General features: G+C 71.1%; 13 protein-coding genes and 1 pseudogene. 7 read left to right on the top strand and 7 right to left on the bottom strand.

Annotated features, from left to right (window positions below):
• Together FNH04_RS29115 and FNH04_RS49120 are read right to left on the bottom strand one after the other, a co-directional pair.
• Window positions 1-539 (bottom strand): hypothetical protein (locus FNH04_RS29115; protein ID WP_152788760.1); only part of this gene is annotated, 539 nt, incomplete at its 3' end.
• A gap of 96 nt (window positions 540-635) precedes the next feature.
• On the bottom strand, window positions 636-842 hold the full coding sequence (locus FNH04_RS49120) for an Arc family DNA-binding protein (RefSeq protein WP_152788759.1): 207 nt from the start codon (window positions 840-842) through the stop codon (window positions 636-638).
• Window positions 843-862: 20 nt separating this feature from the next.
• Between FNH04_RS49120 and FNH04_RS29105 the strand changes: the two genes are divergently transcribed.
• Window positions 863-2080 carry an RNA-guided endonuclease InsQ/TnpB family protein gene (locus FNH04_RS29105; protein WP_152788764.1) on the top strand — a complete coding sequence of 406 codons (1218 nt, stop codon included), beginning with the start codon at window positions 863-865 and terminating at the stop codon, window positions 2078-2080.
• A gap of 325 nt (window positions 2081-2405) precedes the next feature.
• Here FNH04_RS29105 and FNH04_RS49115 read toward each other — a convergent pair whose 3' ends face one another.
• Both FNH04_RS49115 and FNH04_RS29095 read right to left on the bottom strand, forming a co-directional pair.
• The gene (locus FNH04_RS49115; RefSeq protein ID WP_386575533.1) at window positions 2406-2987 is read right to left on the bottom strand and encodes a hypothetical protein; all 582 of its coding nucleotides are present in this window, start codon (window positions 2985-2987) and stop codon (window positions 2406-2408) included.
• Window positions 2988-3146: 159 nt separating this feature from the next.
• On the bottom strand, window positions 3147-3740 hold the full coding sequence (locus FNH04_RS29095) for a TetR family transcriptional regulator (RefSeq protein WP_152788758.1): 594 nt from the start codon (window positions 3738-3740) through the stop codon (window positions 3147-3149).
• A gap of 259 nt (window positions 3741-3999) precedes the next feature.
• Here FNH04_RS29095 and FNH04_RS29090 point away from each other — a divergent pair, with 259 nt between their 5' ends.
• Genes FNH04_RS29090 through FNH04_RS29080 form a run of 3 tightly spaced genes read left to right on the top strand, consistent with a single transcriptional unit; the run spans window position 4000 to window position 7243 of the window.
• On the top strand, window positions 4000-5415 hold the full coding sequence (locus tag FNH04_RS29090; RefSeq protein WP_322724153.1) for a glycosyltransferase family 4 protein: 1416 nt from the start codon (window positions 4000-4002) through the stop codon (window positions 5413-5415).
• Window positions 5409-6179 carry a class I SAM-dependent methyltransferase gene (locus tag FNH04_RS29085; protein ID WP_322724152.1) on the top strand — a complete coding sequence of 257 codons (771 nt, stop codon included), beginning with the start codon at window positions 5409-5411 and terminating at the stop codon, window positions 6177-6179. Before FNH04_RS29090 ends, FNH04_RS29085 begins: the two co-directional genes overlap by 7 nt.
• Window positions 6176-7243, top strand: a complete 1068-nt coding sequence (locus FNH04_RS29080) for a prenyltransferase/squalene oxidase repeat-containing protein (protein ID WP_322724151.1) — start codon at window positions 6176-6178, stop codon at window positions 7241-7243. Before FNH04_RS29085 ends, FNH04_RS29080 begins: the two co-directional genes overlap by 4 nt.
• A 177-nt stretch (window positions 7244-7420) precedes the next feature.
• Here the strand turns inward: FNH04_RS29080 and FNH04_RS29075 are convergent, their stop codons facing one another.
• A complete protein-coding gene (locus tag FNH04_RS29075; RefSeq protein WP_152788756.1) occupies window positions 7421-7708 on the bottom strand; it encodes a hypothetical protein in 288 nt (95 codons plus the stop codon).
• A 254-nt stretch (window positions 7709-7962) separates the two neighbouring features.
• Here FNH04_RS29075 and FNH04_RS29070 point away from each other — a divergent pair, with 254 nt between their 5' ends.
• The 3 genes from FNH04_RS29070 to FNH04_RS29060 are packed head-to-tail and all read left to right on the top strand — an operon-like array spanning window position 7963 to window position 11463.
• Window positions 7963-9162, top strand: coding sequence for a hypothetical protein (locus tag FNH04_RS29070; RefSeq protein WP_228031675.1), 1200 nt, complete (start codon window positions 7963-7965; stop codon window positions 9160-9162).
• On the top strand, window positions 9159-10736 hold the full coding sequence (locus FNH04_RS29065; protein ID WP_152788755.1) for a vWA domain-containing protein: 1578 nt from the start codon (window positions 9159-9161) through the stop codon (window positions 10734-10736). Before FNH04_RS29070 ends, FNH04_RS29065 begins: the two co-directional genes overlap by 4 nt.
• Window positions 10723-11463, top strand: a complete 741-nt coding sequence (locus tag FNH04_RS29060; protein WP_152788754.1) for a hypothetical protein — start codon at window positions 10723-10725, stop codon at window positions 11461-11463. Before FNH04_RS29065 ends, FNH04_RS29060 begins: the two co-directional genes overlap by 14 nt.
• Window positions 11464-11478: 15 nt before the next feature.
• On the opposite strand, the gene FNH04_RS29055 is transcribed toward FNH04_RS29060, so the two are convergent.
• Together FNH04_RS29055 and FNH04_RS29050 are read right to left on the bottom strand one after the other, a co-directional pair.
• Window positions 11479-12489, bottom strand: a complete 1011-nt coding sequence (locus FNH04_RS29055) for an LLM class F420-dependent oxidoreductase (protein WP_152788753.1) — start codon at window positions 12487-12489, stop codon at window positions 11479-11481.
• Between the two features lie 105 nt (window positions 12490-12594).
• Window positions 12595-12988, bottom strand: a pseudogene (locus FNH04_RS29050) (hypothetical protein); the annotation flags it as partial.

The raw sequence follows: 12988 nt of genomic DNA, 5'->3' as shown, positions 1-12988 counted from the left end.
GGGTCGGGGTCGGTGAGGCCGTGGGTCAGGTGGTGGGCGGCGTTGGTCAGGGTCCAGCCGGTCATTCGGCCTTCGTGCACCAGGAGGGTCAGGTCCCGGGCGATGCCGATGCGTGCGTCCGGTACGGCTGCCAGTAGGTCGGGGGTCTGCGCGCACCTCAGTTCGGCCGGCTCGGGGTCGTAGTGGAAGACCGTCGTCTGGGGGAGGTCGAAGGGGTGTGTGCTGTCCGCCCGTAGGCCGGACGGATGGATGGGTGGTCCGTCCGGTAGTCGGTGGGCCGTGGTCGTGGATCGCGTGGGTACGGCGAATCTGACGCCGGCCAACTCCCGGCTGTCCGCGTCGAAGTGGACGTCGTCCGTCTCCGCCCACAGCCACTGCGTGCTGCCGAAGGTCCACCCCAGCAGCCGCTCGCGCCCCGCCATGTCCGAGTACTCCGCGACGGTCACCGCGGGGCCGGTGATGTCGAAGCGGGGCGTGAACTCCAGAGGGGCGCCCGCCGTCTCGACGCCCATGGTGTCGCCGATCGAGAACCTCACCATGAACGTCGCCTCATTGGATCTGCTTGGCGGGTGGCATGTTGCCGTTGGAACCCGGAATTCTCCCGTTCACCAGGAATGCCGGGGATGTCCTGCCCTTCAGGCCGGGGAGGAATTCGGTTTCCCGTGGAGCGGGGCAGCAGACGCCGGATCGCCGCCGGGCGTTCCGGCGTCTGCCGGGGGAGTGGCGAGGGCGACCTCCAGGAGGTGGAGGATCTCGGAGTTGAGGGACCGCCGGTCCGCAGCGGCTTGGGCGGTCACCCGTTCGTGTAGGTCTGCCGGGATACGGAGTGAGAAACGGATCATGACGCTATGTTGGCGCCATGATGACGCCAAGGGAAGTCGACGTGGCCGGGCACGCCCGGTATACGTACCGGCTGCGTGTGTCGTCGACCGCCCGCGCGGCGCTGCTGGCGGAGTGGGATCGGTGCCGGTGGGTCTGGAACGAGTGCGTGGCCAAGTCGGAGGCCGTCCATCTGCACAACAAGGCCGCGGGCGAGAAGCGGACCTGCGGACCGGCGCAGCTCGACAGGATGCTGACCGAGGCGCGCAAGCGTACGCCGTGGTTGCGCGAGGGCAGCTCGGTTCCGCAGCAGCAGGTCATCCGGGACTTCGGCAAGTCCCGCGCGAAGGCGCACAAGGACATCCGGGAACGGCTGCCTCTGCCGCAGCGGGCTGGTATGCCGACATGGAAGACGAAGCGCGAAGCCCTGCCGACGCTGAACTACACCCGGCGCGGGTTCCGGCTGAAGGACGGGCGTCTGCACCTGGCGGGCGGGATCGTGCTGACGGTGGTGTGGTCGCGCAGTCTGCCCACCGAGCCGTCCTCGGTGCGCGTGTACCAGGACAGCGTCGGGCACTGGTACGCCTCGTTCGTGGTCCCCGCGCAGGTGCAGCCGCTGCCGCAGACCGGCCGAGTGCTCGGGGTGGACTGGGGCGTGAAAGAGACCGCCACCACCACCTCCGACGCGCACGACCTCCCGCACGCCCAGCACGGGAAGAAGGCGCAGGCCAGGCTGTCCCGGTACGACCGGATGATGGCCCACCGCAAGCCGAAGAAGGGGCAGGCAGCCTCGAAGGGGTACCGCGAGGCGAGGAAGTGGCGGGCGAAGACCTACCAGAAGATCGCCCGGCAGCGGCAGGACACCGGCCGCAAGTGGGCGAAGAAGGTCGTGACCGACCATGACGCCATCGCCGTGGAGGACTTCAAGCCGAAGTTCCTCGCCAGATCCTCGATGGCACGCAAGGCGGCGGACGCCGCGATCGGCGCCACGAAGAAGGCTCTGATCGAGATGGGCCGCAAGCACGGGCGGGACATCCGTCTCGTGCATCCCGCGCACACCACCATGGACTGCGCATCGTGCGGAGCGAGAACCAAGCACGCACTGCCGCTGTCCGAACGCACCTACACCTGCACCGCATGCGGAACCGTCTCCCCCAGAGACAAGAACTCCGCCCGCGTGATGCTCATCCGGGCAGGTCTGAACCCGGCTGGTGCCGAGGGCGTAAGACCACCGGGAGTGCTGCTCCCGGAGGCAGCCTGAGCCAGGAATCCCCTCCCATGGAGGGGAGCAGTCAAAATATCGTCGTGGGTGACCGGGGCCCGGGATCGTCGACGTTTCCGCCAACTGCCTTGACCCCGCTCTCGCCCTTGACTCCGGACGGGCCGCAGCAGGTGATCACATCGCCCGCACTGGCGCCGACTTCCTTCGTGACCACGATGTCCTCGCCCTGCCGGAAGATGAGGTTTCCACGGCCCCCTCGGGAGAGGTGCACCCCCTGCGGAGTGCCCCGCCGCGGTGTCGGGCACGTTGCCGCGTACGGGCGGGAAGACCACACCGGTGGTTTTCAGGCCCTCGGGACCGTCCGTCATGCGTCCGCCCCCTCGACGTCCACCGCCGCCGCGTCCGGCACGATGCCGCGTACCGGGGGAAAGACCGTGCCGTCCTCTCCGTCCGCGCAGTCCAGCGCCACCCCGCACGGAACCCCGGCCGCCGGTACGGCCACGTCGAGCAGGCGGGCGCCCAGAACGGTCTGGTACGCCCACTCGCGGGCGGCCTCGCCACGCGCCTCGGCGTAACGGGCCAGCGCGTGCTCGTCGGAGAAGGCCAGGATGAAGCGGATGCCGTTCAAGTCCGCGGTCAGCAGGCCGCGTTCCTCGTCGGGGCTCGGCCCGTCGCCCAGCGGAACCAGTACGGCCGTCCGCCGGAACTCACCCAGCAGCGCGGCGAACTCCCGTCTGCGCGCCACCACTTCGGGGTCATCGGCGGAGATCTCCGCGGTGCGTTGGGCGGTGCCCTCGGCTGCGTTCCGGGCGGTTTCCCGGGTGCTGTTCTCCGCGGTGTCTTCCGCCGCGGGCTCCTGCCCGTCCTTCTCCCGGTGCTCCTGCGAAGACTCCACACGATCGGGTGAGGGCCCCGGCGGCTCAGGCGGGTTGGGCCGGTTCGTCATCTCCGCGTAGTCCGCGAGGGCTGACCTGGGCCTGTTGTGCTGTGGCGGTACGTCTGCCTCGTCCCCGTGCTCAGACATACGGCCATCATCACAACCGTACGCACGGGAAACAACGGCAGGCCTGTCACACCCTTGCCACAGGAGCCCGCGCCCGCGGCACTACCTGTCGCCCGCCCCCGGATCCGTCAGGTCGATCAACCGGCACACCGTCTCGATGTCGATCTTCACCTGCGCGATGGAGGCGCGGCCGGAGAGCCAGGTGATGAGGGCCGAGTGCCAGGTGTGCTCGATGACGCGGACGGCGGAGAGCTGGTCGGGGCCGGGGTTCTCCAGGCCCATCGCGTCCAGGATGATCGCCGTCGTCTGGCGGGAGACCTGGTCGACCTCCGGGCTGACACTGCGGTCCGCGAACGTCAGCGCGCGGACCATCGCGTCCGCCAGATGCGGCTCGCGCTGCAGCGCGCGGAACGCCCGCATCAGCGTCTCCGCCACCCGCTCCGCCGCACTCTCGCCCGCCGGCGGCTTCTTCCGCAGCGTCCCGTGCATGTGCTCCAGCTGGCTCTGCATCGTGGCGACCAGCAGATGGACCTTGGACGGGAAGTAGCGGTACAGCGTGCCGAGCGCCACCTGCGAGGACTCCGCCACCTCGCGCATCTGCACCGCGTCGAACCCGCCCCGGCTCGCCAACTGCGCGCTCGCGTGCAGGATGCGCCGCCGGTCGCGCGATACTGGCTTCCACCTTGGCTTCCGCAGGCATGGGTCCCGTTCCGTGACAGTTCGTCGAGACAGTTCGTCGAGGGGGGCGGCGCATCAGCATGACAGGGTGTCCGGACGTGGCGCGAACCGGTGGATCCGGCCACCCGGTGGTGGTGCGAATCACCTGATCCACCGCCCACGGCGGCGCTACCTGCCGGTAGATTCGGAGCCTCCTGAACGATCAACTCTGAAACTTGTTCTAGATTACCGTCCCGGCGTAATCTCGCGGGAAAGTAGCAGGGAGAAGGGGGCCGGAGTGACCGCTGAGGCCAGGGAGGCAGGTCCCGGTGAGGGTTCCTTGCCTGATGGCGGGCGACCGCTCAACATCGCGCTCCTGACGTACAAGGGGAACCCGTTCTGCGGGGGCCAGGGCGTCTACGTACGGCATCTCTCGCGCGAGCTCGCCCGGCTCGGGCACCGTGTCGAGGTCATCGGCGCCCAGCCGTACCCCGTGCTCGACGGCCTGGAGACCCAGGGGCCCGGGAGGCTCTCCCTCACCGAGTTGCCCAGCCTCGACCTGTACCGCCAGCCGGACCCCTTTCGCACCCCGAAGCGGGACGAGTACCGGGACTGGATCGACGCCCTCGAGGTCGCCACGATGTGGACCGGCGGCTTCCCCGAGCCGCTGACCTTCTCGCTGCGGGCCCGCCGTCATCTGCGCGCCCGGCGCGGTGAGTTCGACGTCGTGCACGACAACCAGACGCTCGGGTACGGGCTGCTGGGCGATGTCGGCGCGCCCCTGGTCACCACCGTCCACCACCCCATCACCGTGGACCGGCAGCTGGAGCTCGACGCGGCCGAGGGCTGGCAGCGCAGGGCCTCCGTACGGCGCTGGTACGGCTTCACGCGCATGCAGAAGCGGGTCGCGCGCAGGCTGCCGTCCGTGCTCACGGTGTCCGGCACCTCCCGGCAGGAGATCGTCGACCACCTCGGTGTCGACGGGTCCCGTATCCACGTCGTGCACATCGGCGCCGACACCGATCTCTTCTCGCCCGACCCGTCCGTACCGCAGGTGCCCGGCCGGATCGTCACGACCTCCAGCGCGGACGTCCCCCTCAAGGGCCTGGTCTTCCTCATCGAGGCGCTGGCGAAGGTGCGGACCGAGCACCCCGGCGCGCATCTCGTCGTCGTCGGCAAGCGGGCCGAGGACGGGCCCGTCGCACAGGCCATCGAGCGGTACGGCCTCGAAGGCGCCGTCGAGTTCGTGAAGGGCATATCCGACGCCGAACTGGTCGACCTGGTGCGGTCGGCCGAGGTGGCGTGCGTGCCGTCGCTGTACGAGGGGTTCTCGCTGCCGGCCGCCGAGGCGATGGCCACGGGGACCCCGCTGGTCGCCACCACCGGCGGCGCCATCCCCGAGGTCGCCGGGCCCGACGGGGAGACCTGCCTCGCGGTGCCGCCCGGTGACGCGGGGGCGCTGGCCGCCGGGCTGAGCCGGCTGCTGGGCGACCCCGGGCTCCGGACGCGGCTCGGCCTCGCCGGACGGGAGCGGGTGCTGGCCCGCTTCACCTGGGCCAGGGCCGCGGAGGGCACGGTGGCCCACTACCGCGAGGCGATGGCCCTCTCCCGGGCCCGGCTCCGCCCGCGCGGGGAGCGCCCCCTCGCGGCCGTCCCCGCCGCCCCGGCCGCCGAAGTAGTCGAACCCGATCCCGAAAGCAGGGCCACGTGCTGACCGTCGACTTCTCCCGGTTCCCGCTCGCTCCGGGGGACCGTGTCCTGGACCTCGGCTGCGGCGCGGGACGGCACGCGTTCGAGTGCTACCGGCGGGGCGCGCACGTCGTGGCCCTCGACCAGAACGGCGAGGAGATCCGCGAGGTCGCGAAGTGGTTCGCGGCGATGAAGGAGGCGGGCGAGGCCCCGGAGGGTGCCACCGCCACGGCGATGGAGGGTGACGCGCTGGCCCTGCCCTTCCCGGACGAGTCCTTCGACGTCGTGATCATCTCCGAGGTCATGGAGCACATCCCCGACGACAAGGGCGTCCTCGCGGAGATGGTCCGCGTGCTGAAGCCGGGCGGCCGGATAGCCGTCACCGTCCCGCGCTACGGCCCCGAGAAGGTCTGCTGGGCGCTCAGCGACGCGTACCACGAGGTCGAGGGCGGCCACATCCGCATCTACAAGGCGGACGAACTGCTGGCCAGGATGCGCGAGGCCGGACTGAAGCCCTACGGCACCCACCACGCCCACGCGCTGCACTCGCCCTACTGGTGGCTGAAGTGCGCGTTCGGCGTCGACAACGACAAGGCGCTGCCGGTCCGGGCGTACCACAAGCTCCTGGTCTGGGACATCATGAAGAAGCCGCTCGCCACCCGGGTCGCCGAACAGGCCCTGAACCCGCTGATCGGCAAGAGCTTCGTGGCGTACGCGACCAAGCCCCATCTGCCCCGGCTCTCCGAGTCCTCCGAGTCCCCCAAGTCCCCCGAGGCGGCCGCCAAGTGACCGCTCCCCGGACAGAACACCTCGTCCTGCCCGGGGTCCTCACCGCACGGGAGGCTGCCGAGACGGTCCGCGGCATCCTCGCCGTGCAGCGGGAGGACGGCGCCATACCGTGGTTCCGCGGCCATCACCTCGACCCCTGGGACCATGTCGAGGCAGCGATGGCGCTGGACGCGGCGGGGGAGCACGACGCGGCCGAGCGGGCGTACGAGTGGCTGCGCCGGCACCAGAACGAGGACGGCTCCTGGTACGCCGCCTACGCCGACGGAGACCCGGACGGCGTCACGGACCGCGGCCGGGAGACCAACTTCGTCGCGTACGTCGCCGTCGGCGTCTGGCACCACTACCTCTCCACGGGCGACGACACGTTCCTGGACCGTCTGTGGCCCACGGTGTACACGGCGATGGAGTTCGTGCTGCGGCTCCAGCAACCGGGCGGACAGATCGGCTGGCGGCGCGACGACGACGGCACGGCCGCCACCGACGCGCTGCTCACCGGCTCCTCGTCCGTCCACCACGCCCTGCGCTGCGCGCTCGCCATCGCCGAGCAGCGTGAAGAGGCGCAGCCGGACTGGGAGTTGGCGGCGGGTGCGCTGCGGCACGCGATAGGGCACCACCCCGAGCGGTTCCTGGACAAGGACCGCTACTCGATGGACTGGTACTACCCGGTGCTGGGCGGTGCCCTGACGGGCGCGGAGGCCAAGTCCCGTATCGAGGAGCGCTGGGACGACTTCGTGGTCCCCGGCCTCGGGGTCCGCTGCGTGCTGCCGAACCCCTGGGTGACCGGTGGCGAGTCGGCCGAACTCGCCCTGGCGCTCTGGGCGATGGGCGAGTCCGACCGCGCGCTGGAGATCCTCCAGTCGATCCAGCACCTGCGCGACCCGGCCACGGGCCTGTACTGGACGGGCTATGTGTTCGAGGACCGCGCGATCTGGCCCGAGGAGCTCACCACCTGGACGGCAGGCTCCCTGCTCCTCGCGGTGGCGGCCCTGGGCGGCGACGAGCCCACGTGCGCGGTGTTCGGGGGCGAGCGGTTGCCTCGTGGCCTGGACGCGGAGTGCTGTTAGCGCGCGGAGGTCGGGTGTGGGCGAATCGGCGCCGTAGGGGTTGTTGCCGTCTTTCGGGTGCGGGTTTGCTGTGGCTGGTCGCGCAGTTCCCCGCGCCCCCTTCTGACCGCTGCGCGGTCTTCGGGGGCGAGCGGCTGGCACGCGGCCTGGACGCGGAGTGCTGCTGGTACTCCCGGATCAGTGCCGGTAGATCCGGTTGGCGATGAAGTGGCCCACCATGAGGTAGACCACCGCGGCGAGGCCGTAGCCGGCGACTACGCGGGCCCATGCCTCGTCGAAGGTGAACAGGTCGTGCGACCAGCCGGCCAGCCAGCGGGCCACTTCGTGGACGAACTGCACGAAGTCGTTCGCGCGGTTGGCGTCCAGCAGGTACATCAGGATCCACAAGCCGAGGATGACGGCCATGACGTCCGCGATGACCGCGATGATCCTCCCGGCCTGGTTGGCGCGATAATGAGGGGACATGTCCCCCGGGTTGCCGCTGACGCCCGGATCAAACCAGAACGTGCCCGCCGGCCCGTGGGTGTCACCCCGTCACTTGCCTTTTCTTACACGGGGGTTCGCCGTACCGTCGTTCGGGGGTAAGCGCTGTCATAGACGATTCTGCCCCCACTTCGGGGGAGGTGCCGGTGTCCGTCGACAGAACCGCTCAAGAGGAACCCCGCTTAACCGTCCTCAGACCCACGCGCGGCCGGCTGCTGCGGACCCTCGCGTTCGCGTTGCCCGTCCCGCTGATCGGCCTGGTTCTCCTCATGGTCTCGGGGAACCTGCTGCTGCCACTGCACCGGGTCGTCACCATCGAGGCCAAGATGGCCTCCAAACGGGACTTCTTCCAGGACCCGGAGGTCAAGCGGCTGCTGATGAAGCACGGTTTCCGCGTCCACATCACCAACATGGGCTCGCGCGAGATCGCCGTGCAGGACATCGAGGGCTACGACGTCGTCTTCCCCTCGGGCCAGCCCGCCGCCGACCTCATCACCCGCCGGCGCGCGCGGGCCAACCGCCCGGCACTCACCTACCGCCCGTTCGTCAGCCCCATCGTGCTGGCCACCTACCGCGACTACGCGGAGGCGCTGCGGAACACGGAGGTGGACGGCGGGAGGGTCGCGGTCCCGCAGCCCGGCTCCGGCGACCGGCCGCTGTACTACACGCTCGACATGGAGAGGTTCCTCAAGCTCGCGAAGGGCGAGGGCGATCTCGGAGGGCAGAGGAGCCAGGGGAGCGGCGAGGGCCGTCAGGCCCGTGCAGGCGGCTACCGCTGGGACGACATCGACCCCGGCCACCGGCACGTCCGCAACGGCAACAAGATCCTCGCCCAGACCCCCGACATCTGCGAGGCCAACTCCGCCGGTACCTACCTCGGCCTCGTCGCCTTCGTCGAGTACGGCAACGACGCCCCGGACACCGTCGAGAAGGCCGAGGAACTCGCCCGGAACATCAAGCCCCTCCTCGTGGAACAGGGGCTGCCGTCATCGGAGCGGGCCGAGACGTACCTCTCCGTCGACGGCAAGAGCCTCGCGCCGATCTCGGTCATCTACGAGCACCAGTTCCTCGCCCACCAGATCCAGTACGAGGCGAAGGAGGGCAGGACGGACGACGAGCGCGTCCTGCTGTACCCGTCGACGCGCTTCGTCACCGAGCCCCAGCTCGTCGCGCTCTCCCCGGACGGCGCCCGGCTCGGCGAGCTGATCAGGGACGACCCCGAACTCCAGCACCGCGCCATGGAGCTGGGCTTCCGGGGCCGCGACGCCCAGAGCGACGCGACCAGCGACCAGCTCGCCGAGTTCCTCACCGAGCGCCGCATCCCGGTCCCCGTCACCTCCGCCGACGACACCCGGGCGGTGCTGCCCAGGCTGTCCCTCCTGGAGCGCATGGTCCAGATCGTCGGCGACTGCCCACCCGTCCAGGGCCCCGGATGAACGGCCGGGCAAGGATCCTGACGCTGTGCCTGGCTCTGTCCCTCGTCGCCGCGCTCACCGCCTGCTCGGGCGGCGGCGACGGCGACGACCCGGTCACCCTGCGCGTCCTCGCCAGCCCCGACCTCACCGTCCTCGAACCGCTGCTGGACGAGCTGAAGGAGGCGACGGGCGTGGACCTCGACATGGACTACCGGGCCACCGCCGAGCGGGAGATCCCCCAGGCCCCGGACTACGACCTCGCCTGGCTCTCCGACGACCGGTACCTGCGGCTCAGCGGCGGGAACGACGCCGGACGGCCCCTGCGGACACCGACGATGACCTCTCCGGTCGTCGTCGGCCTGAAGCCGGACGTCGCGCGCCGGCTGCGCGCCGGCGTGCCCGGCGGCCGGCTCTCCTGGGCGGACATCGCCGACGCGGCCGCCACCGGCACCGTGCGCTTCGGCATGGCCGACCCGCGGCACACCGGCAGCGGCCTCGCCGCCCTCGTCGGCGTCGCCACCGCCGCGGCCGGCACCGGTGGTGTGCTGCGCGCCCAGGACGTCTCCTGCGACCGGCTGCGCGGCTTCCGCTCGGGGCAGACGCTCACCGCGGCCACCGCGCCCGATCTGCTCGACGCCTACGTCCGGCGCCAGGACGGCGCCGACGCGGTCGACGCGCTGATCACCTACGAGTCCGACCTGCTCGCCCTCAACGCCTCCGGCCGGCTGACGGGCGACCTGGAGATCGTGCGCCCCGAGGACGGCATGGTCCTCTCCGACTTCCCGCTCCTCCTGCTCGACTCCGGCCACCGCGCCGCCTACGACCGGGTCACGGAGTGGATCCGGCGCGACTCCGTGCAGCAGGAGATCATGCGGCGGACACTGCGCCGCCCGGTGAAACCGGCCGTCCCCCGGTCCGCGGAGCTGCGCGCCCCGGTCGGCAACGCGCTCTACTTCCCCGGCAGCCTCTCCGTCCTGAAGCAGCTGCTCGCCGACTACGGCGACCCGAACCGGCGCGTCACCCACCAGGTCGTCTTCCTCCTCGACTTCTCCGGCTCGATGCGCGGAGACCGCATGGCTCAGCTGCGCGCCGCCTTCGCCGGTCTCAGCGGCGGGGACTCCTCGGCGACGGGGAAGTTCACGCGGTTCCACCGGGGCGAGCGGCTGACGGTGGTGCGGTTCGGCCGCGGGGTCCTGGAGGAGAGGACCGTCACCGTGCGCGGTCCCGGAGACCTGAAGGTCCTCGCCGACACCGTGGCCCGCGGCGGCTACGGCGACGCCACCGCCGTCTGGTCCGCCCTCGACCACGGCTACCGCACCGCCGCCCGCACGGCGGCCGACGACCCCGACCGTGCCGTGTCCCTGGTGCTGATGACCGACGGCGAGAACAACGCGGGCCTGACCTTCGAGGAGTTCGCCGACCGTTACGAGGCGCTGCCCCACCGGGCGCGCGCCGTCCACACCTACGCCGTGCACTTCGGCGAGGCCGACGCCGGCGAACTGCGGCGCGCGGCGAAGAAGACCGGCGGGCGCGTGGTGGACGCCGACCAGTCGTCCCTTTCCGAGGCGTTCAAGGAGATCCGTGGCTGTCGTTGACGGGATGTGGTGGAGAACGTGGTGGCCGTGGATGACGGTCTGGCTGGTGACGGCCGCCGGGCTGGTGGTGGTCGCCGTGGTGCTGGTCCGCCATGCCCGTGAGCGGGGCGGACGGACGACCGGGACGCCGTACAGCATCTGCTTCTTCCTGGACGGGCAGTCCGTGATGGACCTCTACCGCAGCAACTTCGGCGCGGCCCTCGAACAGGCGGTGGAGCACCGCACCAACGTCAACACGAGCGTCGGCCTGATCGGCAGACTGCTGCCCTGGACCGTGAAGGCCAACAAGGACGTCACGCAGGAGAAGTTCACCTCGTACGTGCGGAAGAACGAGCCCATCACCGTCATCGGGATCCTCATGGACGCGTTCGAGCGGGCGGACGCCATCGTCCACGCCGACCTGCCGGGCGGGACGGTACGCCCCAACCGGGCCCTCGCCGACCTGCTAGGCGGCGACGGCGGGATCGCGCTGAGCGACATAGACGAGTTCGTGTCGGTCCGGGGCCGCTTCCTGATGGACCCGGACACCTCGCAGGGCATCGTCCTGCGCGCCTCCTACCGCGACGGGCAGGCACCGCCGTATCTACGGGTCGTCGGCGCCCGCGAGGGCCTGCGCCGCGAGACGATCCCCGACGGCACCTTCAGGGCCCGCTGCCTGGGCAAGATGACCGGCTGGCACCCCGAGTCCGGCGAGGTCACCCTGGAGGCCATCGCCATCTTCCGCTAGCCAGGGCCTGGCCGCTCAGGAGTTCAGCTCCGCCAGCACCCGCAGCGTGGCCGGGTCCGGGGCCACGACCAGCAGATCCGTCACCGGGCCCTTGCGCCACGACTCCAGCCGCTCCGCGATCCGTTCGCGCGGTCCGACGAGGGAGATCTCGTCGGCGAAGGCGTCGGGAACGGCGAGGACGGCCTCCTCACGGCGGCCCTCGAGGAACAGCCGCTGGATGCGGCGGGCCTCCTCCTCGTACCCCATGCGTGCCATGAGGTCGGCGTGGAAGTTCTGCTTCGCGTGGCCCATGCCGCCGATGTAGAAGCCGAGCATCATTTTCACGGGCAGCAGGCCCTCCGCCACGTCGTCGCAGACCTGCGCCCGGACCAGGGGCGCGATGAGGAAGCCGTCCGGCAGGTCGGTGAGCGAGGCCTCGTACACGTCCGTGCGCGTCGGCGACCAGTACAGCGGCAGCCAGCCGTCCGCGATCCGCGTCGTCTGCGCGATGTTCTTCGGGCCCTCCGCGCCCAGCAGGACCGGGAGATCGGGGCGCAGGGGGTGGGTGATCGGCTTCAGGGCCTTGCCGACGCCGGTGCCGTCCGGCCCGCCGTACGGATGGGAGTGGAAGCGGCCGTCCAGTTCGACCGGGCTCTCGCGCCGCAGCACCTGCCGTACGACGTCGACGTACTCCCGGGTCGCGGTGAGCGGCGAGGACGGGAACGGGCGCCCGTACCAGCCCTCGACGACCTGCGGGCCGGAGAGCCCGAGACCGAGCAGCATCCGGCCGCCGGAGAGGTGGTCGAGAGTGAGGGCGTGCATCGCGGTGGTGGTGGGGGAGCGGGCGGCCATCTGGGCAACGGCCGTGCCCAGCTTGATCCTTGACGTCTGCGCCGCGATCCAGGTGAGGGGTGTGAAGACGTCCGAGCCCCAGGCCTCCGCGGTCCACACGGAGTCGTAGCCGAGCCGCTCGGCCTCCTGGGCCAGGGGGACGTGGTCGGGCGAGGGGCCGCGGCCCCAGTAGCCGAGTGCGAGACCGAGCCGCATGCCTGCCTCCTGACGGTCCGTCAGTTGTGATGGGCGGGAGGCGACTGTACGGCAACGGCCCCCTGCCCGGAAGGGGCAAGGGGCCGTACGGCAACCGCTCGGTACTCAGCCGCGCTGGATACCGCTCGTGTCCTGCAGCACGCCACGCCGGCCGTCCTGCGTCTGGGCCACCAGGCCGGGGCCGCGCTGCTCGACGGCCAGGTACCAGGTGCCCGGCGCCAGTTCGGCGATCGTCGTCTGCGAGCCGTCCTCCGCGAACAGCGGCCGCGGCACCGGCACGGCGAACCAGAACGGCGAGAAGTCGCTCGCCGGAGGCGGCTGCTGCTGCGTCTGCGGGGCCTGTGCCTGCTGCGGCTGACCGCCGTACGGCTGGCCCGGCTGCGGCTGGCCGCCGAAGGGCTGACCGGGCTGACCCGGCTGCTGGGCGCCCGGGTAGCCGTAACCACCGGGCGGCTGCGCGCCGTACGGCTGCGGGGCCTGCGGGCGGGGGGCCGGGATG

Origin of the sequence: Streptomyces phyllanthi, from assembly GCF_009377205.1 — a bacterium.
Lineage (GTDB): Bacteria > Actinomycetota > Actinomycetes > Streptomycetales > Streptomycetaceae > Streptomyces > Streptomyces phyllanthi.
Note: the sequence above shows the minus strand (reverse complement) of the source record. Positions and strands in the feature narration are given on the sequence as shown.